This window comes from Sphaerisporangium aureirubrum (genome assembly GCF_042658925.1).
Taxonomy (GTDB): domain Bacteria; phylum Actinomycetota; class Actinomycetes; order Streptosporangiales; family Streptosporangiaceae; genus Sphaerisporangium; species Sphaerisporangium aureirubrum.
In genome coordinates, this window is sequence record NZ_JBHSRF010000079.1 from 1 (window position 1) to 18,063 (window position 18,063).

Sequence of the window (18,063 nt, forward strand, 5' to 3'; positions counted from 1 at the left end):
CTCAACCCGCCCCGCAGACACCGCACCTACCCCCGCGTGGTCAAACGCACCCGCCACAACCAATACCACGCCAAACGCGACAACGACATCGGCACACGCCACACAAAACCACCAACGATCGCCCTCACCACCCAACACCACAACAAGATCAACTTAAGCTAAGTGGCATTGGGGCTTGCCCCCACATAAGACAGCCCTTGCGGCTTCCGCGCGGAGCGCGCCTCCGCAAGGACCAGTTTCGCGGGGTCACGCGTCCACCTGCTCGCCGTACGGAGGCGCCGGGTTCGCCGTACCACTTCTCGCCGTCGCGGCGCCGGATTTGGGCGTCGGGTAGTCGCACGGGCGGGCGGGGCCGCCGGGACGAGCGAAACAGGGTGGGACGGGAGGCCGGTAGGGCTTGGGGGGTTAGGGGGTGGGTTCGGTTAGGGTGCCGGTGGTTAGGTGGAGGTGGCGGGTGGTGTGGACGGCTTTTAGCATGCGGCGGTCGTGGGTTACCAGGAGCAAGGTGCCGGGGTAGGTGGCCAGGGCGGATTCGAGTTGTTCGATGGCGGCCAGGTCCAGGTGGTTGGTGGGTTCGTCCAGGACCAGGAGGTTGACGCCTCGGGACTGGAGGAGGGCCAGGGCGGCTCGGGTGCGTTCGCCGGGGGACAGGGTGGCGGCGGGGCGGAGGACGTGGTCGGCCCTGAGGGCGAACTTGGCCAGAAGCGTGCGGACGTCGGCGGGGGTCAGGTCGGGGACCTCGGCGGTGAAGGCGTCCAAAAGAGGGGTGTCGGCCAGGAAGAGGGCGCGGGCCTGGTCGACCTCGCCGACGATCACGCCGGGGCCGAGGGCCGAGTTGCCTTCGTCCAGGGGGATGCGGCCGAGGAGGGCCGCCAGGAGGGTGGTCTTGCCGGAGCCGTTGGCACCGGTGATGGCCACGCGCTCGGCCCAGCCGATCTCAAGGTTCACCGGGCCGAGGGTGAAGGTGCCCCGGCGGACGACGGCGCCGCGCAGAGTAGCCACGACCGCGCCCGAGCGGGGAGCGGCGGCGATCTCCATGCGGAGCTCCCATTCCTTGCGGGGCTCCTCGACGGTGTCCAGGCGTTCGATCATCCGCTCGGTCTGGCGCGCCTTGGCGGCCTGCTTCTCGGTGGACTCGGTGCGGAAGCGCTTGCCGACCTTGTCGTTGTCCGGCGCCTTGCGGCGGGCGTTCTTGACGCCCTTCTCCATCCACGCCCGCTGGGTCCGTGCCCGGGACTCCAGCGCGGAGCGGGTGTCGGCGTACTCCTCGAACTCGGCGCGGGCGTGCCGGCGGGCCACCTCGCGCTCGGTGAGGTACGACTCGTAGCCGCCGCCGAACACGTTGATCTGCTGCTGCGGGAGGTCGATCTCCACGACGGAGTTCACGGTCCTGGCCAGGAACTCGCGGTCGTGGCTGACGACCACCGTCCCGGCCCGCAGGCCGGTGACGAAACGCTCAAGCCGTTCCAGCCCGGCGAGGTCAAGATCGTTGGTCGGCTCGTCGAGCAGGAACACGTCGTACCGGCTGAGCAGCAGCGACGCCAGCCCGGCACGAGCCGCCTGCCCGCCGGACAGCGCGGTCATGGGGCGGTCCAGCCCGACGTCCAGCCCAAGCTCGTCGGCCACCTGGACGGCCCGCTCGGTGAGGTCGGCGCCGCCGAGCGCCAGCCAGCGCTCCAGTGCCGCCGAGTACGCGTCGTCGGCGCCGGGGCTGCCCGCCACCAGGCCCTCGGTGGCGGCGTCCAGGTCGCTCTGGGCGGCGGCGACGCCCGTCCGGCGGGCCAGGAACGCGTCGACGCTCTCCCCTGGCCGGCGGTCGGGCTCCTGCGGCAGGTACCCGACGGCGGCCGAGGCGGGGGTGAGCCGCACGGTGCCGTGTTCGGGGGCGGCGAGCCCGGCCAGCATGCGCAGCAGCGTCGACTTCCCGGCGCCGTTCACGCCGACCAGGCCGATCACGTCCCCGGGGGCGACGACGAGATCAAGGCCGGAGAACAGGGATCGGTCGCCGTGCCCGGCGGCGAGGTCCTTGGCGACGAGGGTGGCGCTCATGGGGAAACGGTACCGCCGCGCCACGCGCGGCCCGCCGGGCACGGTTACGATCGCCGTGTGACGATCGGCGGCAGGGCCAGCGGACGGCTGATGGCGATCAGCGACCTTCATGTGGCCTACCCGGAGAACCGCGAGATCGTGGAGCAGCTGCGCCCCGAGTCCGAGCACGACTGGCTGCTGGTCGCGGGGGACGTCGGGGAGTTCTTCGCCGACATCGAGTGGGCGTTGCGCCTGCTCAGCGAGCGGTTCGCGAAGGTCGTGTGGGTGCCGGGCAACCACGAGCTGTGGACGGTGCGGGACGACCCGGTGCGGGCGCGGGGCGTCGAGCGGTATCGCCGCCTGGTCGAGATGTGCCGGGGGCTCGGCGTGGTCACCCCGGAAGATCCCTATCCCGTCTACGACGGGCCGGGCGGGCCGGTGACGATCGCGCCGTTGTTCCTGCTGTACGACTACACGTTCCGCCCGCCGGACCTCTCCAAGGAGGAGGCGATGGCCTGGGCGCACGAGACGGGCATCGTCTGCACCGACGAGTTCGTGCTGCATCCCGATCCGCACCCGACGCGGGACGCCTGGTGCCGGGCCCGGCTGCGGGAGACCGAGATCCGGCTGGACTCGCGGGACCCGGACCTGCCGACGGTGCTGATCAACCACTGGCCGCTCACCCGCCAGCCCACCGAGGTGCTGCGCTACCCGCAGTTCGCCCAGTGGTGCGGCACGGTCGAGAGCGCCGACTGGCACCTGCGCTACAACGCCGCCGCCGTGGTGTACGGCCATCTGCACATCCCGAGGACCACGTGGTACGACGGCGTGCGCTTCGAGGAGGTGTCGCTGGGCTACCCGCGGGAGCGCCGCATGTACGGCTACGACGGCGCCAAGGCCCTGCGCTGCGTCCTGCCCGCCGCGGACGGAGGGGCCGGAGCGTGATCGAGGCCATCCTCCCTCCCGACGTCGTCGCGGTCGACCTCTTCGACGACCCCCCGGCCGATCTGTTCCCCGAGGAGGAGGCGGTCATCAGCCGGGCCGTCGACAAGCGCCGGCGGGAGTTCGCCACGGCCCGCCTGTGCGCGCGGCGCGCCATGGCGGCCCTGGGCGTCCCCCCGGCCCCGGTGCTCCCCGGCCCGCGCGGCGAGCCGGGGTGGCCGGACGGCGTGGTGGGCAGCATGACCCACTGTGACGGCTACCGGGCGGCCGTACTGGGCCGGTCGGCGCAGGTGACGTCGATCGGCATCGACGCCGAGCCCGACGGACCTTTGCCGCCCGGCGTCCTGGGCGAGGTCGCGCTGCCGGAGGAGCTGGCACACCTGCGGGCCCTGGCCGCGCAGGACGACGGCCCGTCCTTCGAGCGTCTGCTGTTCTGCGTCAAGGAGTCGGTGTACAAGGCGTGGTTCCCGCTGACCGGCCGGTGGCTCGGCTTCGAGGAGGCCGTGGTGGAGATCGACCCGGCCCGGGAGACGTTCGAGGCCCGGCTGCTGGTGCCCGGCCCGGTGGTGGACGGCACCAAGATCACCTCATTCACGGGCCGCTGGCTGGCGCGGCAGGGCCTGCTGATCACCGCGATCGTCGTCCCGGCCAGGCGTCAAAGCTGAGTAAGTTTGGCTTTAGTGGGGTTCGTCCCACCTGGCCGGCGGGTATGTCTGGCGGCACGTGAGGTCCCGGGTCATCTGAGAAGGTGATGGCGTATGGTGACCGTCGGCCTGCTGGTGCGCGTGCACGCGAGGCCCGGCAAGGAACGAGAGATCGAAGAGCTGCTGCGCGACGAGATCGGTCTGATCGAGGACGAGACGGACTCCGCCGCCTGGTTCGCCCTGCGTATCGACACCGCCACCTACGGCATCTTCGACACCTTCGACAGCGACCTCGGCCGGCGCTCCTATCTCCTCGGCAAGGTCCAGGCGTCCCTCGTCCACCGCTCGGACGAGCTGTTCACGCGGCCCCCGACCATCGAGAAGGTCGATCTGCTGGCCGCCAAGCTTCCCGGCGTGGGCGCGTTGTAGCCCGGAGCGCGGGACGAGCACCCCCGGCCGGAGCCGGAGGGTGCTCACCGCTGCCCGGGGTCAGTCGGAGAGGCGTTGGGCGAGCCAGGCCAGGGAGAGGGGGTAGCGGTAGTCGATGGCGCCGTGGCCGGCGTCGAAGAGGTCGAAGTGGATTACCTCCTCCGGGACGCCTGCGGATCGGAGGGCCTTGTGGAAGGCCTGGGCGCCGAGGTCCAGGTAGTACTCGTCGTGGTTGCCGGCGTCGATCCAGATGGCGCGCATGGAGCGCAGCGCCTCGGCGTGGCCGGGGACCATGCGGACGGGGTCCCAGTCGAGCCAGCGTTGCCAGATCTCGGGGAGGGGGGCGCCGGTCTCGGGGTCGAAGGGGAGTTCGGGGACGCCGTCGGGGGTGGCGGAGAAGGCGGCGGAGCAGCCCAGGGTCATCAGCAGGGTCTCGTCGGCGGGGTGGGTGAACGCCACGCGGGAGCGGAATTCCGACCACCAGCACTGGATGTCGCCGCCGTAGTCCCGCAGGAGGCGGGCGGCCTTGGCGAACTCGGACAGGTAGCAGTACTCGTAGAGGCTGTCGCCGGCGTGGGTGGCTAGGGCGCCGAACAGGTCGGGGCGGAGCATCGGGGTGATCATGGCGCCGAAGCCGCCGCTGGACTTGCCGGTGATCGCGCGGTGGTCGCGCGCGGCGAGGGTGCGGTACCGCTCGTCCACCCAGGGCACGACCTCGTCGCACAGGTAGGAGTGGTACGCCCCGGTGCCGGGTGAGTCGACGAACTGGCTGCCGCCGTAGGAGGTCCAGGCGTCCACGTAGACCACGATCGCGGGGGGCGCCGTCTTGTCGGCGAACACCTGGTCGGCCGTCTCGATGAAGGGCCGCCGGTACGGCGTGCGGTTGCGCCACATGGCGATGTGGCCGGTGTACCCCTGGATGACGTAGATCGTGGGATATCGACGGGCGGGCTCGTCGTCGTAGCCCGGCGGAACGTAGACCCAGAGCGGGCGCTCGTGCGGGTCCTGCAGTGGGTTGCCGCGCAGCAGGGCACTGTCGATCACATGTTCGTCGACGCGTCCTTCGAGGTCGGCCCGCCAGGGAAGCATGGTGTCCTCCTTATCGGTGTCACTACAGGGGTCCCCCCGGCATTCTGCCGCCCCGCGACTCTCGTGGCCGAGCGGCCCTACGGCACCGTGGAGCAGCCCGATCCGGTGGTGGTGTGGGCCTGTTGCCAGCCGAGCAGGGCCATCAGGCGGCGCAGGTGCGGCGGGACGTTGTGGAGCCGGGGCGGGCGCGTCTCCTGCGCGTCCGAGGGCTGGACTAGGCACCGGAATCCGGACAGATCCACGAATTCCAGCTCGGCCACGTCGACATCCAGCGACCCGTGCTCAGCGGTGAGCCTGGCCAGCATCCCGGCCAGCATGGCGCTGTTGGAGAGGTCGACCTCGCCGCTGACGCGCACCCAACCGCCTCCGGCCCAGGCGATGCGCAGATGCCCATCTTCGTAGAGCACGTTCACCGCGGTTCTCCCGCCGTAAAAATGGACGATCTTGACCCCGGCGTACGGCAGACTGGCACCGACTCCCTCTGCCGCCGGTTCTACAAAGGTATTATTATACGTGAATTGTGTTTCGCCTATCCGGCGGACAGGATAGCTTGTCGTCATCGAGACGCTCCCCTCGCGTAGAGAGATAGTGATGCAGGATCCCCAAGAGCCCGCGGACACGGGTGAGGAGTGGGTGGGCGCCCGGGAGGGAAGCCGTTGGACGTTCCTCACCAACCACGCCCGGATCCTCCTCGAGGTCGCCCGCGACCCACAGGCCCGGCTGCGCGACATGGCGGCCCGGGCCGGCATCACCGAGCGCGCGGCCCAGCTCATCGTGAACGACCTGGAGGCCGCGGGGTACCTGCAGCGCACCCGGGTCGGACGCCGCAACCACTACACCATCGACTCCACCCGCAGGCTGCGCCACCCGGCCGAGGCCGACCACCGCATCGAGGGCCTGCTCGCGTTGTTCACCCAGCGCGACACCGCCGAGCCCACCGCCTGACCGAGGACACGGCGGCGCCCGCGGCGACCTGGAAGGCCGCCGCGGGCGCGGACGCCGATCTCCTCAGTGCCGGTGGCCGTTGCCGCCGAACTTGTGGGGCTGGCGGCGGGACATCCCGAATGCCATGGCGCCGAGGCCGAGCAACAGGATGATCGCGCCGATCACCACGTTGTTCCACACCGTCGAGGTGGTGGCGGAGCGCATGACAAAGGGCGCGATGATGGTCCAGAGACCGATGACCGGGGCGATCCAGCTCAGGCCGTACGTACGCCCGTAGGCCGAGGCGAAGCCCATGGCCAGGACGGCCAGCGCCAGGCCGGTGATGAGGTTGTTGACCGTCAGGCGGGTCAGCCCGCTGAAGCCGACGATCCACGGCGAGATGGCCAGGTAGAGGCCGGCTACGATGCTGAGCCCCTCGGTGACCTGTGCGATGGGCATCGAGCCCGCACGCTCGCGAGTCGCCCGCATCTCCTGTATGTCGGGATGCCGTTCCACGCCCGTGGGCCTGACCATGGCTTCCACCACCCTTCCGACTACGGGTCCTTACGGATAGTGCATACCCTGACAAAACAGGCAAATCACCATAAACCTCGTAATGTTTGGGTTGGCCCACCATCTCGCACGGCCGGCATTACGCCGTCTCCCCTTCCGCCCACCGGGACGAAGTCGGAAAACCCGGGTTAACGTCCCGGCGAAGGCTGCGGCAAGCCGGGGGCCGTACGGCGACCGCTCCGGTTTCGCGCGCCGGGCCGCCGGGCAGGGCGAGCCGCGGGACGGCTACAACCCGGGAGGCGACCATGCCGGCTGCACGCAAGGACCCCCGGGAGGCCGTGACCGAGGCGGTGGGCAGCCTGGCCGGCATGGTGGCCGATCCCAAGGGCGGCCTGGCCCGCCTGCGGTCCAGCGTCCCCGGCGTCACGCTGTGGGTGCTGGCGGCGGGCGTCCTCACCGGGTACTGGCTCGGGCGCCGCGCCGTCCGCCGCACGGACGCGCGGGAGAGCCCCGCGGACGGACCCGCGCGGTAGTCCCGGCGGGCCGGCTCGCGCGGGGCGTCCCGGCGGCTATGCCGGGGCGCGTGAAGGAGGAGCGATGACGGCGATCGTCGGTGAGGCTCTGGTCAGGCGGCTGGTGGACTGGGGTGTGGACACGGTCTTCGGCCTGCCGGGGGACGGCATCAACGGGATGATGGAGGGGTTCCGCCGTCACCGGGACCGCATCCGGTTCGTCCTGGTGCAGCACGAGGAGGCCGCGGCGTTCATGGCCTGCGGCCACGCCAAGGCGACCGGACGGCTCGGGGTGTGCGTGGCGACCTCGGGGCCCGGCGCCATCCACCTGCTGAACGGCCTGTACGACGCCAAGCTCGACCACGCGCCGGTGCTGGCGCTGACCGGCATGCAGGAGACCGGCCTGCTCGGCAGCTATTACCAGCAGGAGGTGCACGTCGACCGCCTGTTCGCCGACGTGGCCGAGTACAACCTGATGGTGACCAACCCCGCGCAGATCCCCGGCGTGGTGGACGTCGCCGTCCGCACCGCGCTGACCCGCCGCGGCGTGGCGCACCTCAGCCTGCCCAACGACATCCAGGTGGCCCCGGCGGGCGTGAACCCCTACCGGCACCTCGGGCCCGGCGAGCCGCCGCACGGCATGCCGGACGGCGTCCGGGCCGCCGCCGACCCCACCGACGCCGACCTGCGCGCCGCCGCGCGGGTGCTCAACCAGGGCACCAGGGTGGCCGTGCTGGTGGGTGCCGGCGCGCTCGGCGCCGGGGACGAGGTGCGCGCGGTCGCCGAGGCGCTCGGTGCGCCGATCGTCAAGACGCTGCCCGGCAAGGCCGTGGTGGACGACGACGACCCGCTGACCACGGGCGGGCTCGGCCTGCTCGGCACCCGGCCGAGCGAGGAGCTGATGCGGGAGTGCGACACGCTGCTGATGGTCGGCACCAGCTTCCCCTACGCGAGCTACCTGCCCGCCCCGGACCGGGTGCGGGTGGTGCAGATCGACCACGACCCGAGCCTGATCGGGCTGCGGCTGCCGGTGGAGGCACCGCTGACCGGCGACGCCCGCCGGGTGCTCCGGAGCCTGCTGCCGATGCTGGCCCCGCGCGACCGGTCGTTCCTGCGCCGCTACCAGCGCAGGGCCCGCGCCTGGCGCGCCGAGATGGCGGCGCTGTGCGACGGCGGGCGCACCCCGATCGCGCCGCAGTACCTCATGTGCTGCGTGGACCGCGCGGCGGACGACGACGCGGTGCTGACCTGCGACAGCGGCACCGTCGCCACCTGGGCGGCCCGCCACTTCACCATCCGGGGCGGCCGACGGTTCTACCTGTCGGGCAACCTCGCGAGCATGGCGCCGGGGCTGCCGTACGCCGTCGCGATCCAGCTCGCCTTCCCCGGCAGGCAGGTGATCGCGTTCGTCGGCGACGGCGGGTTCGCCATGCTGATGGCCGAGTTCCTCACCGCCGTCCGGTACGAGCTGCCGATCAAGGTGGTGATCAACAACAACAACTCGTACGGGCAGATCCTGTGGGAGCAGATCGTCCTCGGCTACCCCGAGTACGGCGTGCGGCACCACGCCCCGGAGGCCGACTTCGCCGCCTGGGCACGGGGCTGCGGCGCCTTCGGCCGCAAGGTCGGCGACCCGCACGACCTGCCGGGCGCGGTGCGGGCCGCGCTGGCCCACCCCGGACCGGCACTGGTCGACTGCACGGTCAACCCGAACGAGCCGCCGATGCCGGGCAAGGTCAGCTACGACCAGGCCAAGTCGTTCACCGAGGCGTTCCTGCGCGGCCAGCCGCACAAGGCCGCCATCGTCGCCAACGTCACCCGCGACAAGCTGAGCGAGCTGCGGTCGCGGGCGACGCGGTGACTCACGCCTTAGCGCGGAACGGGCCGGTCACTCGTCGGTGACGACGATCCCGAGCAGGTCCGCCATCAGGGGTGCCAGCTGGAGGAGCTGGGCGCCGCTGATGGTGGCGCCGTCCAGGGCGGCGACGCCGTCGGCGATCCCGAGTTCGCGCACGCCGCGCAGGTCGACGTCCGTCATCTTCGCCTTGCCGACGCGCGTCTCCTGGAGGACGCAGCCGTCGAACCGCACCCCGGCCAGTGTGGCCTCGCCGAAGTCGGCCGCGCGCAGGACGCAGTCGGTGAACGTCACCTCGCGCAGCTCGGCGGCGCGGAAGTTGACCGAGTCGAACTTGCAGTTCTGGAAGACGACCCGCCGCAGGACGGCGCCGTCCAGGCGCACGCCCGCCAGCACTCCCCCGTCGACGTCGGCGTGCAGCCAGTCGGTCTCGCCGAGGTCCGCGCCGACCCAGCGCACCGAGCGCATCCACACGTCGTTGAACCGGCTGCGGCGGTAACGGCCGCCGTTGAACGTTACCGAGGTGAACGCGCTCTCCAGGAACCTGGCGTTGCCGGCGTCCAGGTCGTCGAACTCCCGGTCGCGCAGGTGGACGGTGTCGTAGTCGCCTTCGCGCGCGAGGTGGCCGGTGAAGTCCTCCAGGTACTCCGCGTACGGCAGCTTCTCGAACTCGCGGACACCCATCGCCAACCTCCGGCTCTTCGCGCCTGCCTCTCAGACGCCCGACCCTACCGGCGTCAGCAGTGGGGCCGTACCGAACCCAGCCACAGCAGGTCCCTGGCACGGCTCATCGCCACGAACAGCTGGCGCCGCGCGATCTCCGACCGTTCCCCGTCGGCGGCGTTCCCCGCCCGCGCCCCGGGGACGGCGGTGTCGTGGTGCGGGAGGAAGACGTACTTGAACTCCAGGCCCTTGGCCCGCCGGTAGGTGCCGAGTTTCACGGCCTCCACCGGCCGCCCGTCGTAGCTCTCCAGGCGGACCACCGGCACGCCCGCCCGGGTGAGCATGCGGTGGTAGTGCTCCAGCCGCCGCAGGGTGGGGCACAGCAACGCGGCGTCGGCCAGCGGGCCGTGCCCGCCCGCGGCACCGTGCTCCCCGGCGGGTCCGTGCTCGCCGCGCCGGCCCGGCGGCTCGTCCCCCGGCCGCGGGCCGGGCGCGGTGAGGCCGCGCAGCGCCTCCACCAGCAGGCGGTCGTGCTCGGTGGCGTCCGGGGCGACGGCGCGGACCACGCGGCCGTCGTGGTAGGTGGTGTCCACCTCGCGGTGGCCGTCCGGGCGGGTGCCCTCCAGGTCGTCGTAGGGGTCGGCGGAGATGACCTCCAGGGCGGCGGTGATGATGGGGGCGGCGTTGCGGTAGTTGGTGCGCAGCACGCCGCCGCGGCCCCTGACCATGATCTCGGCGTCGGCGAGCCGGAAGCCGCCGGGGTACACCGCCTGCTGGCCGTCACCGATCAGCAGCAGCCCGTTCGGCACGTCCCCCACCAGGGCGTACAGCAGCTTCATCGCGATCAGCGTGAGGTCCTGCACCTCGTCCACGATCACGGTGGTGTAGCGCGGCGGCACCGGCCGGGCCCGCGCCTCGGCCAGCGCCATCGCGAGCACGTCGTTGAAGTCGTGCACGCCCCGCTCGGCGCGGGCCAGCTCGTACTCCTCGTACAGCAGCCACGCCGCCTCCCGCTGCCCCGGCCGCAGCGCCGTGCGGCGGCCGTGCCTCGGCACGGTGCGGTACTCCTCGATGGACGCCACCCCGCGCCCCTTGATGACGTAGTCGATCTCCTCCTTCCAGTACGCCGGGGAGGGCTCCACGTCCGTCAGCGAGCTGTCCTTGCCCGCCCGCAGCCAGGCCAGCGAGAACGCCGTCTCGGCCCGCTCGGCGCTCAGCGACGAGGCGAGCCCGCGTTCGGCCAGGAAGGCCCGCGCCCAGCCGTACAGGCTGCTGAACTCCACCCGCCCGGCGGCCCCCGGCGACATCCGCTGGAACAGATGCCCCTGCACCCGCGGCAGGTTGCGGGCGAAGGTGACGTACAGCAGCCGCCCGCCGCGCTCGGCGAGGTACGCCGCCCGGTGCAGCCCGACCACGGTCTTCCCGGTCCCGGCGGGCCCGCTGATCCGCGCGGGGCCGTTCCAGTCCCGGCGCGCCATGGCCGCCTGCTCGGGATGCAGGAACGTCATCCACCGCTCGATCGGCGCGGCGAGCACCGACCGCAGCACCGCGTCCTCCACCTCCGCCACGTCGAAGAGGGCGTCGGCGGGCGGCGCGGGGACGTCCGGCTCGACCGCGGGCAGCGCGGGGGTCTCGTACGCCGGATACGCCTCCTCCAGCTGCGCGGCCACCACCTTCACCATCGGCGCGGTCAGCCGCGCGGGCTCGGCCAGCAGGGCGGGCAGCGCCTCGCGGTCCCCGAGGAGCCGCACCCGGCCGAGCGCGGTGTCGAGGCGGTGGCCGGTGAAGATCATGACGGGGCGCAGCGCGATCGGCGACATGCCGAGGGAGGCGAGCACCCGCTCGGCCGCCCCGGTCATGGCCAGCGTCTTCGCGACCTCGCCGTCACGGCACTCGGTCCCCGCCATCAGGTGCTCCCCGGAGACGGACGGCGCGGGCCGCCACGTCTTGACGTCGATGACGAAGACGCCGCCGGGGCCGACGAGGATCATGTCGACGTTGGCCACCCGCGTGCCGGGCCAGTGGCGGTCCACCAGCAGCCGCCAGCCGCGCGCGGTCAGCGTGAACAGCGACGCGGCGACCTTGCGCTCGGCCTCGGCCGCCGCCTCGTACCTGCCGGCGAGCCGGTACGCCTCGCGGTAGCGGCGCAGGAGCTCGACGGCGTGCTCGCGTGCGAGCCGTGCACTTGCCCTTGCCGATCCGCCAGCGACCATTTCGCCTCTCGTGGGCTGCGGGTAAGTCAGCGACCACCTACAGATAGCAACATTCGCCGCCGACCGACAGTCCTGACGGTGGGACAAGGGTGGCTTGTCGGGAAGATTGGGATCTGTCAGAGTCGGCAGGGATCGTTGATGACCGAGGGCGGGAGTCTGCGTGGCCGGGCTGACGTCGGGTGAGCTGGAGGAAGTCCTTGCGTCGGTCACCGGGCAGGAGATGGAGACACCGGGCGAGATCCTGCACGTCGCGCGGCGCTCACAGCCTTCGTTCGTCGCGACCCTCCTGAGCGCCTGGGAGGGGGAAGGCCGGGACCTCGGGCCGGGGTTGTCGCACGAGCTGGAGCAGCTGCGGGTGCGCACGGCCTTCTACCGGGACCTGCGCGCGCGGCTCGCGAGCGAATGGCGCGACCCGGTCTCGATGAAGGGCCTGGAGATCGCGGACCGGTACCCGGAGCCGTTGATGCGGTACATGAACGACCTCGACTACTGGGTGCCGGAGGAGGACCGCCTCTGGGGCATCGCCCGGTGGCTCATCGAGGACGGCTGGGCGGTGCACAGCGCCACGTTCATGCGCCAGGACGGCGGGCTGCACCTGATCGTCAGCATGCGCCGGTTCCCCGAGGATCCCTACGCGCTGTCGTACGGCGTCGAGCTCGGCACGCTGGCACTGCTCGGGGACCGGATCGGGGTGCCGAGCCGGACGCGGCTGCCCGCGGCCTGCGCGGAGCCGCTGGCCAAGAACCTGATCATGATGCTGATGGAGCGGTTCGAGCAGCCGTTCCGCGCCCGCGACCTGGTGGACGCGGCGGTGCTGCTGGACGGCGCGCCCTCGGCGGCGGTGAAGGCGTGCGCCCTGGCGGTGCACGAGCTGGCGCTGTGGCCCGAGTACGCCGAGCTGGTGGCTCTGCTGGAGCAGACCCCGCTGGAGGTGCCGAGGCTGCCGGGCGACCTGCGGACGCTCAGCGTGGCCGCGCAGGCGCGGCGGCGGGCGACGGCGGCGGGCGGGCTGCGGCAGCCGTTCAACTTCGCCCTGACCAACCTGCAGAACCGCATGATGAACGGCACCTCGGGGGTGCTGTCCCGGCGGGCCTGGGGCCTGGCCGAGCGCAGGCTGGACGCCCGCGCCGCGCTCCGGGCGGGCCTGCTGCTGTTCGCCCTGCCGGTGGAGACCGGACGGCTCGCCGAGCGCGCCACCCTGTACGAGCGCGGCGGCACGCTGTGGGCCGACACCCCGGTCGGGAGCTTCGTCCTCGTGCACGGCGACGAGATCGACGAGTCGGCACTGGAGGGCGCCAAGGCCACCGGCGACGTCGGGGACACCGAAGCGGCCAGGGTCGCCAGGGGCGGCGACGACGGCCCGGTGGAGGACGAACCGGGGACGTAGCGAGATCGGCGGGCCCGAGGGGGCCGGCCGTCCTGGAGAGCGAGGGCCGATGAGGGAGCCGGTGCGGGCCAGGCTGGGGAACGGGGTGCCCGTCTGGGTGCTCGGACGGCCCGGGGCCACCGCGACGACGGTGACGGTGTGGCTGCTCACCGGGTCGCGGTACGAATCGGAGCGGGTGGCGGGCGGCACGCACCTGCTGGAGCACATCCTGATGCAGGCGCCGCTGCCCGGCGACGGGCGGCCGGTGGACCTGCTGGAGGGGCTCGGCGGGGAGGCCAACGCGATCACCAGCAGGGACCACCTGGTGCTGTACGCCCGGGTGCCCTCCCCCGAGGCGCTGACCGCGCTGGAGATCCTGGCTCGCGCGCTGGCGGCTCCCGGGATGACCGAGGAGGTGCTGGACACCGAGCGCAAGGTCGTGCAGGAGGAGCTGCGGCTGGCGGCGGGCGACCCGTTCGACGTGGTGCACGACGTCTTCTACGACGTCGCCTTCGCCGGCCACCCGCTCGCCCGCCCGGTCGGCGGCACGGCGGACAGCGTCGGAGGGGTGAGCCTCGCCGACCTGAAGAGCTACCACGAGCGGTGGGTGCGCGCCGGGTCGGCCGGCGTGATCGTGTGCGGCGACGTGACCCCCGAGGCCGTGCTCAAGGTGCTGGAGGCGGGACCGCTCAGCACGCTGCCCCCCTCGCTGGAACCGGCCGGGCACGGGGCGACGCCGCGGGTGCACGGCGGGCGGCGCGACCTGGCGCTGAACAACGACTCGGCAGGGGTGGTGCTCGGCGGGCCCGCCGTGCCGTACGGCCACCCGCTGCTGCCCGCGTGGCAGGTGCTGATGGACCTGGTCGCCGGGGCCAGCTCGGCGCTGCTGTTCGAGGAGATCAGGAACCGGCGGGGGCTCGCGTACGACATGTGGGGCTTCACCAACGCCTACCGCGACACGGGCGTGTGGCGGGCGTTCGTGGCCACCGCGCCCGAGCACGCCGAGGAGGTGGTGGCACTCGGCACGTCCCTGCTGCGGGAGCGGGCCGAGCGCGGCTGGACGGCCGAGGAGGTCGCCGTGGCCACGCGGCGCACGGCGGGACTGCTCCAGCTGGAGATCGAGCAGTCCCTTGAGGAGGCGCTGTTCTACGGCCGCTACGGCCTGATCCCCGGGCACCCCACCTGGACACTCGGTGGTCAGGTGAACGCGATCCGTGCCGTGACCCCCGATGAAGTGCTGTCCTGTCTGCGGACGGCGCTCGACCCGTTGGTCGTGACGGTCGCCGGTATTGACTAATCAGGTACTCGCCCCGAAAACTCAGTAAATAGCGCCATTCGCCGGGTGTACGAGGAATGGCGGCACGCCCGAGCCTTGCTGTTCACCTGGGGCTCGGGATCAACGGGTTCACGCAGGGGGTGAGCATGGACCGTCACAAGAGGGCACTGCGCCGTCCGAAGATCGCCAAGACGAAGTAGAGGTGGAAAATGGACCGTCACGCACTCGCGTCCCGGCGTCCGAAATTGTCCAAGCCCAAGAAGGGGTAGAGCATGAACCGCGGTTACGTCGGCCTGCGCCGTCCGAAAATCCGCAAGCCCAAGAACGGCTGACCATGGACCGCGGCCTGCAACAGTTACGCCGCCCCAAATTACGCCGACCGAAAAAGGGGTAATAGTGGACAGAAAACACCACGCCATGCGCCGTCCCAAGGTGAAGAAGGGTTGATCATGGATCGTGCACGCGTCGCACTGCGCCGCCCCCGGATCAGCAACACCAAGAAGGGATGACCATGGACCGCGCACGCCGTCTCCTCCGCCGTCCCACCGTCCGCAGGTCCGGCAAGTAACGATGGACCGTAGGGGCAGGGCGGCCCGCAGGCCGCGCATCCGTACGCGCAAGCGCTGACAACGAACGACAAAGGGAGCGATGGGTGACGACGATCGACTGGCAGCGGACCGTTCTCGTACTTTTCCCGCCGGACGCACTCGAACGTCACCTCTGCTCCCCCGTCCTGGACATGCTTGACCGGCACGGCTTCTCGCCGATCCGGTACGAGGTGCTGTGGCACCGGCCACCCGGCCAGGACGCGTGGCAGGAACGCAACATCACTTCCGTCTGGAAGGCCTACTTCTACCGGCAGGTCGATCTTGTGTTCGACCTGGGACCGACCATCGCCCTGCTGGTAGAGGACAGGCGGGCGGCTGACGCCCCCGGGACCGGCCACACGCGCCTGCGCGCCCTGAAGGGGGCCAGCGACCCCGCGGAGGCCGCGCCCGGCACCATCCGCCGCGACCTACGCGGCATCAACGTGATGCTCGACATCGTGCACACCTCCGACAGCCCCGAGGACTCCCAGCACGAGGCGTCGGTGTTCTTCGGCCCCGAGCTGGGCCGGCCGCTTTCCGGCGGCCTCGCCGAGCTGCGCGACCTCGTGGGCCTGCTCCAGGCGGGCATCCCCAGGGAGACGCGCGAGTACGACGACGTGCTGATCGGCCTGCGCTCCAAGCTGATCGCCGCCGTGTGGCCCGAGCTGAGCGTCCTCGGCCGCAAACTGGCCCCCGGCCTGGTCGCCGACCCCCGCCCCGGCGCCGGCGCCGAGCTCGCCGCACTGCTCCCCGGCGGCGAGGCCCACCCGCTCGCGGAGCTGATGGCCTGCGAGTTCCTCCCCGACCATCCGAAGACCGACCTCAAGCAGGCGGCGGCCCGCATGGCGGTGTACGGCCTCACCCTGGACCGCTGGGAACACGTGGTCCTCCAGACCTCCATGATCTTCCCCCCGCTGCGCCGCACGTCCTGAGCCTCTGAGCTACGGCGCCAGAACGGTGGTGCGGGCGATCTCGGCGACCGGCGCCGCGAGGCGGGAGTCCAGGGGCAGCACCCAGCCCGGCAGCTCGACCGCGCGGCAGCCGCGGGACGTCTTGGCGCGCCAGCTTCCCTGGCCGTAGTGCAGGCGCCGGACGCCCGACTCGTACGCGAGCCGCGCGGGCTCGTAGAAGACCGTGGCGAAGTAGGTGTGCCGGGCGTCGGGGCGGTCGTAGTCCATGGCGGTGCTCACGCAGTACCAGACGCCGGCGTGCCCGATGAAGAGCGCGTAGCCGACGAGGGTCCCGGCGATCTCCGCGCGGAACAGCAGGGCCGAGCCCGCGCACAGGCCCTCCAGCCGGGCGCGCACCGTGGCCGGGTCGGCGGGCGCGCCGTTGTACTTGGCGGAGTGCCCGCACTTGAGGTCCACCACGTCGGCCGGCGGCCGGTCCACCTGCACGGCGCGCACGGTGACGCCGGCCTCGGCGAGCCGCCGCATCTCCCTGCGGGCCTCGGTGCGCCGCTTGCGGGGCAGAGCCGACAGGTAGTCGCCGAAGCCGTCCCCCGGCGGGTCCAGCTCGCACGAGTACGCCAGCGGGACGCGGTGGAAGCCCCGGCCCGCCAGCACGTCCTGGAGCGGCATCGCCGAGGGCGGGGTGTACAGGAACGCCACGGCGCGCAGCGACCGGTCCGCCGCCCAGGCGGTGATCGCGCCCGTCAGCTCGTCCAGGGCGCCCCGGTCCCCCGCCAGCGGGCCGAGCGGGTGGCACTCGTACCCGGGCAGCATGACGACCAGATGGGGATACCAGCCGTCCTCGGGTGGCGGGGCCATGGCGGCGCGGGCCGCGCGGGTGGCGTCGGAGAGCGGGAGTTCGCGGGGGGAGCCGGTGAGGACGTACGGCAGGGTGAAGACCTCGTCGCGGCCGCCGCCGGTGATCACGGTGCCGTACAGGGCCAGGCGCGGGGCGCCGGACTCGCGGAGCACGAAGGTGTACGCCGTGCCGGGAATCCGGCCGCGCATGGCGGTGAGCCAGCGTTCGGTGGCGAAGATCGGGCCGTCGGCGGCGAGCTCCGGCCACTCCGGCGGGCGGCCGGGCACCGCGTCGAACACCCGTGCCGTGCGGGCCGTGCCGGTCGCGTGGCTCATACGGGCAGCAGGCAGGCGTCGAGCGCGAGCGGGGTGAGGCCGTGCCTCAGCTTGAAGGCGTGGTTGCCCCGGCCGCCCTCCAGGGTGTCGCGTCCCTCGGCGAGCGCCTGGGCGACCGAGGTGGTGTACAGCAGCGGGTAGGGGCTGTAGTTGCCGCCGACCTCGTAGTCCACCCCGCAGGCCCAGGCGTGGAACCGCGTGCGCTCCCGTAAGGAGACCGCCACCCCCACCAGCCGTTGCCCCTCCCGGACCTCGATGACGCAGGCGGCGTCGCCGAGCGCGGTGACGAAGCCGGTGAACAGCTCGGCGGGGTAGTAGGAGCCGGTGCCGTGCCGGTCGGCGGTGGTCGCGCACAGCTGCGTGATCTCCGCGAGGTCGGTCTCGGAGGGAGGCGCGACCCGGATGCTCACCCCCGCGTCGGCCGCCCGGCGCCCGTTGCGGCGGTAGTTCTTGCGCCCCCTCGGCGAGGCCCCGGCGACGAACTCGTCCGCGTGGCTCATGCCGCGCAGGTCGACCTGGTAGCGGTCCTCGATGTGCCGGGCGGGGAACCCCTCGGCCATGAGGGTCTCGCCCAGCCACGACCCGGACGGCACGTTGACGAAGCCGTACCACGCGGCGCCGAGCTCGGCGGCCAGCTCGCGCATCGCGCCGGTCACCGCCGCGACGTGCTCGGGCCTGGACGCCCCGGGGACCCAGGCGTCGTAGCAGTGCCACACGTGGCTGAGCAGGCCGCGCTCCTCGCCGCTCAGGGGATAGCAGGTGCGTAACTGCCGCAGAGGGTCCAGGCCGCGCAGCAGGGAGACGGGCAGCACCGCCACGGCGCGGCCCTGGTCGCGGACCACGAAATAGGAGAAGGACTCCACATCGGTCAGCGGGAATCGCTCATACGCACGCAAATAGTGCGCCTGATAAAAAACGGGCGCGCCAGACTCCGATAC

Annotated in this window: 17 protein-coding genes; 9 read left to right on the plus strand and 8 right to left on the minus strand. The window is 72.1% G+C overall.

The genetic code is table 11. The features are described from left to right. Window positions 1-405 precede the first annotated feature (405 nt). A complete protein-coding gene (locus tag ACFP1K_RS33725) occupies window positions 406-2,049 on the minus strand; it encodes an ABC-F family ATP-binding cassette domain-containing protein (protein ID WP_380761081.1) in 1,644 nt (547 codons plus the stop codon). Window positions 2,050-2,139: 90 nt separating this feature from the next. On the opposite strand from ACFP1K_RS33725, the gene ACFP1K_RS33730 reads away from it, so the two are divergent. The 3 genes from ACFP1K_RS33730 to ACFP1K_RS33740 all read left to right on the plus strand — a co-directional run bounded on the left by ACFP1K_RS33730 (window position 2,140) and on the right by ACFP1K_RS33740 (window position 4,043). Beyond that, the gene (locus tag ACFP1K_RS33730) at window positions 2,140-2,973 is read left to right on the plus strand and encodes a metallophosphoesterase family protein (protein WP_380761143.1); all 834 of its coding nucleotides are present in this window, start codon (window positions 2,140-2,142) and stop codon (window positions 2,971-2,973) included. After that, window positions 2,970-3,635 (plus strand): 4'-phosphopantetheinyl transferase family protein, encoded by a 666-nt coding sequence (locus ACFP1K_RS33735; protein ID WP_380761083.1) that lies wholly within the window; start codon window positions 2,970-2,972, stop codon window positions 3,633-3,635. The genes ACFP1K_RS33730 and ACFP1K_RS33735 overlap by 4 nt, the downstream gene beginning before the upstream one ends. A 93-nt stretch (window positions 3,636-3,728) precedes the next feature. Next, on the plus strand, window positions 3,729-4,043 hold the full coding sequence (locus ACFP1K_RS33740; RefSeq protein ID WP_380761085.1) for an antibiotic biosynthesis monooxygenase: 315 nt from the start codon (window positions 3,729-3,731) through the stop codon (window positions 4,041-4,043). A gap of 60 nt (window positions 4,044-4,103) precedes the next feature. Here the strand turns inward: ACFP1K_RS33740 and ACFP1K_RS33745 are convergent, their stop codons facing one another. Both ACFP1K_RS33745 and ACFP1K_RS33750 read right to left on the minus strand, forming a co-directional pair. Further along, window positions 4,104-5,132: an alpha/beta hydrolase gene (locus tag ACFP1K_RS33745; protein WP_380761087.1), complete on the minus strand. Its 1,029-nt coding sequence runs from the start codon at window positions 5,130-5,132 to the stop codon at window positions 4,104-4,106. 77 nt (window positions 5,133-5,209) lie between these two features. Beyond that, the gene (locus ACFP1K_RS33750; protein WP_380761089.1) at window positions 5,210-5,545 is read right to left on the minus strand and encodes an STAS domain-containing protein; all 336 of its coding nucleotides are present in this window, start codon (window positions 5,543-5,545) and stop codon (window positions 5,210-5,212) included. 178 nt (window positions 5,546-5,723) lie between these two features. On the opposite strand from ACFP1K_RS33750, the gene ACFP1K_RS33755 reads away from it, so the two are divergent. Beyond that, complete coding sequence (locus ACFP1K_RS33755; RefSeq protein ID WP_380761091.1) at window positions 5,724-6,077, plus strand: helix-turn-helix transcriptional regulator; 354 nt, start codon at window positions 5,724-5,726, stop codon at window positions 6,075-6,077. 63 nt (window positions 6,078-6,140) lie between these two features. On the opposite strand, the gene ACFP1K_RS33760 is transcribed toward ACFP1K_RS33755, so the two are convergent. Beyond that, complete coding sequence (locus tag ACFP1K_RS33760; RefSeq protein WP_380761093.1) at window positions 6,141-6,590, minus strand: SPW repeat protein; 450 nt, start codon at window positions 6,588-6,590, stop codon at window positions 6,141-6,143. Between the two features lie 284 nt (window positions 6,591-6,874). Here ACFP1K_RS33760 and ACFP1K_RS33765 point away from each other — a divergent pair, with 284 nt between their 5' ends. Further along, the gene (locus ACFP1K_RS33765) at window positions 6,875-7,102 is read left to right on the plus strand and encodes a hypothetical protein (protein WP_380761095.1); all 228 of its coding nucleotides are present in this window, start codon (window positions 6,875-6,877) and stop codon (window positions 7,100-7,102) included. A 64-nt stretch (window positions 7,103-7,166) separates the two neighbouring features. Next, entirely contained in the window at window positions 7,167-8,942 is a 1,776-nt protein-coding gene (locus ACFP1K_RS33770) for a thiamine pyrophosphate-dependent enzyme (protein WP_380761097.1), read from the plus strand. Window positions 8,943-8,969: 27 nt separating this feature from the next. On the opposite strand, the gene ACFP1K_RS33775 is transcribed toward ACFP1K_RS33770, so the two are convergent. Both ACFP1K_RS33775 and ACFP1K_RS33780 read right to left on the minus strand, forming a co-directional pair. Next, window positions 8,970-9,620, minus strand: coding sequence for a pentapeptide repeat-containing protein (locus ACFP1K_RS33775; protein ID WP_380761099.1), 651 nt, complete (start codon window positions 9,618-9,620; stop codon window positions 8,970-8,972). A gap of 53 nt (window positions 9,621-9,673) precedes the next feature. Then, complete coding sequence (locus ACFP1K_RS33780) at window positions 9,674-11,812, minus strand: nuclease-related domain-containing DEAD/DEAH box helicase (protein WP_380761101.1); 2,139 nt, start codon at window positions 11,810-11,812, stop codon at window positions 9,674-9,676. A 160-nt stretch (window positions 11,813-11,972) separates the two neighbouring features. Between ACFP1K_RS33780 and ACFP1K_RS33785 the strand changes: the two genes are divergently transcribed. The 3 genes from ACFP1K_RS33785 to ACFP1K_RS33795 all read left to right on the plus strand — a co-directional run bounded on the left by ACFP1K_RS33785 (window position 11,973) and on the right by ACFP1K_RS33795 (window position 15,973). Beyond that, window positions 11,973-13,199, plus strand: coding sequence for a nucleotidyltransferase family protein (locus tag ACFP1K_RS33785; RefSeq protein WP_380761103.1), 1,227 nt, complete (start codon window positions 11,973-11,975; stop codon window positions 13,197-13,199). Window positions 13,200-13,248: 49 nt separating this feature from the next. After that, a complete protein-coding gene (locus tag ACFP1K_RS33790; RefSeq protein WP_380761105.1) occupies window positions 13,249-14,475 on the plus strand; it encodes a M16 family metallopeptidase in 1,227 nt (408 codons plus the stop codon). Between the two features lie 631 nt (window positions 14,476-15,106). Beyond that, window positions 15,107-15,973: a nucleoside-diphosphate kinase gene (locus tag ACFP1K_RS33795; protein WP_380761107.1), complete on the plus strand. Its 867-nt coding sequence runs from the start codon at window positions 15,107-15,109 to the stop codon at window positions 15,971-15,973. 9 nt (window positions 15,974-15,982) lie between these two features. Here ACFP1K_RS33795 and ACFP1K_RS33800 read toward each other — a convergent pair whose 3' ends face one another. After that, a complete protein-coding gene (locus tag ACFP1K_RS33800; protein ID WP_380761109.1) occupies window positions 15,983-17,125 on the minus strand; it encodes a GNAT family N-acetyltransferase in 1,143 nt (380 codons plus the stop codon). After that, window positions 17,122-18,021 (minus strand): GNAT family N-acetyltransferase, encoded by a 900-nt coding sequence (locus ACFP1K_RS33805; RefSeq protein WP_380761111.1) that lies wholly within the window; start codon window positions 18,019-18,021, stop codon window positions 17,122-17,124. The genes ACFP1K_RS33800 and ACFP1K_RS33805 overlap by 4 nt, the downstream gene beginning before the upstream one ends. Window positions 18,022-18,063: the final 42 nt, after the last annotated feature.

Excerpts from the sequence above, each read along its gene's own strand:
- ACFP1K_RS33770 (WP_380761097.1), top strand. The coding sequence starts at position 7,167 with ATGACGGCGATCGTCGGTGAGGCTCTGGTCAGGCGGCTGGTGGACTGG.
- ACFP1K_RS33730 (WP_380761143.1), top strand. The coding sequence starts at position 2,140 with ATGGCGATCAGCGACCTTCATGTGGCCTACCCGGAGAACCGCGAGATC.
- ACFP1K_RS33725 (WP_380761081.1), bottom strand. The coding sequence starts at position 2,049 with ATGAGCGCCACCCTCGTCGCCAAGGACCTCGCCGCCGGGCACGGCGAC.
- ACFP1K_RS33745 (WP_380761087.1), bottom strand. The coding sequence starts at position 5,132 with ATGCTTCCCTGGCGGGCCGACCTCGAAGGACGCGTCGACGAACATGTG.
- ACFP1K_RS33755 (WP_380761091.1), top strand. The coding sequence starts at position 5,724 with ATGCAGGATCCCCAAGAGCCCGCGGACACGGGTGAGGAGTGGGTGGGC.
- ACFP1K_RS33740 (WP_380761085.1), top strand. The coding sequence starts at position 3,729 with ATGGTGACCGTCGGCCTGCTGGTGCGCGTGCACGCGAGGCCCGGCAAG.
- ACFP1K_RS33775 (WP_380761099.1), bottom strand. The coding sequence starts at position 9,620 with ATGGGTGTCCGCGAGTTCGAGAAGCTGCCGTACGCGGAGTACCTGGAG.
- ACFP1K_RS33780 (WP_380761101.1), bottom strand. The coding sequence starts at position 11,812 with ATGGTCGCTGGCGGATCGGCAAGGGCAAGTGCACGGCTCGCACGCGAG.
- ACFP1K_RS33800 (WP_380761109.1), bottom strand. The coding sequence starts at position 17,125 with ATGAGCCACGCGACCGGCACGGCCCGCACGGCACGGGTGTTCGACGCG.
- ACFP1K_RS33765 (WP_380761095.1), top strand. The coding sequence starts at position 6,875 with ATGCCGGCTGCACGCAAGGACCCCCGGGAGGCCGTGACCGAGGCGGTG.
- ACFP1K_RS33760 (WP_380761093.1), bottom strand. The coding sequence starts at position 6,590 with ATGGTCAGGCCCACGGGCGTGGAACGGCATCCCGACATACAGGAGATG.
- ACFP1K_RS33790 (WP_380761105.1), top strand. The coding sequence starts at position 13,249 with ATGAGGGAGCCGGTGCGGGCCAGGCTGGGGAACGGGGTGCCCGTCTGG.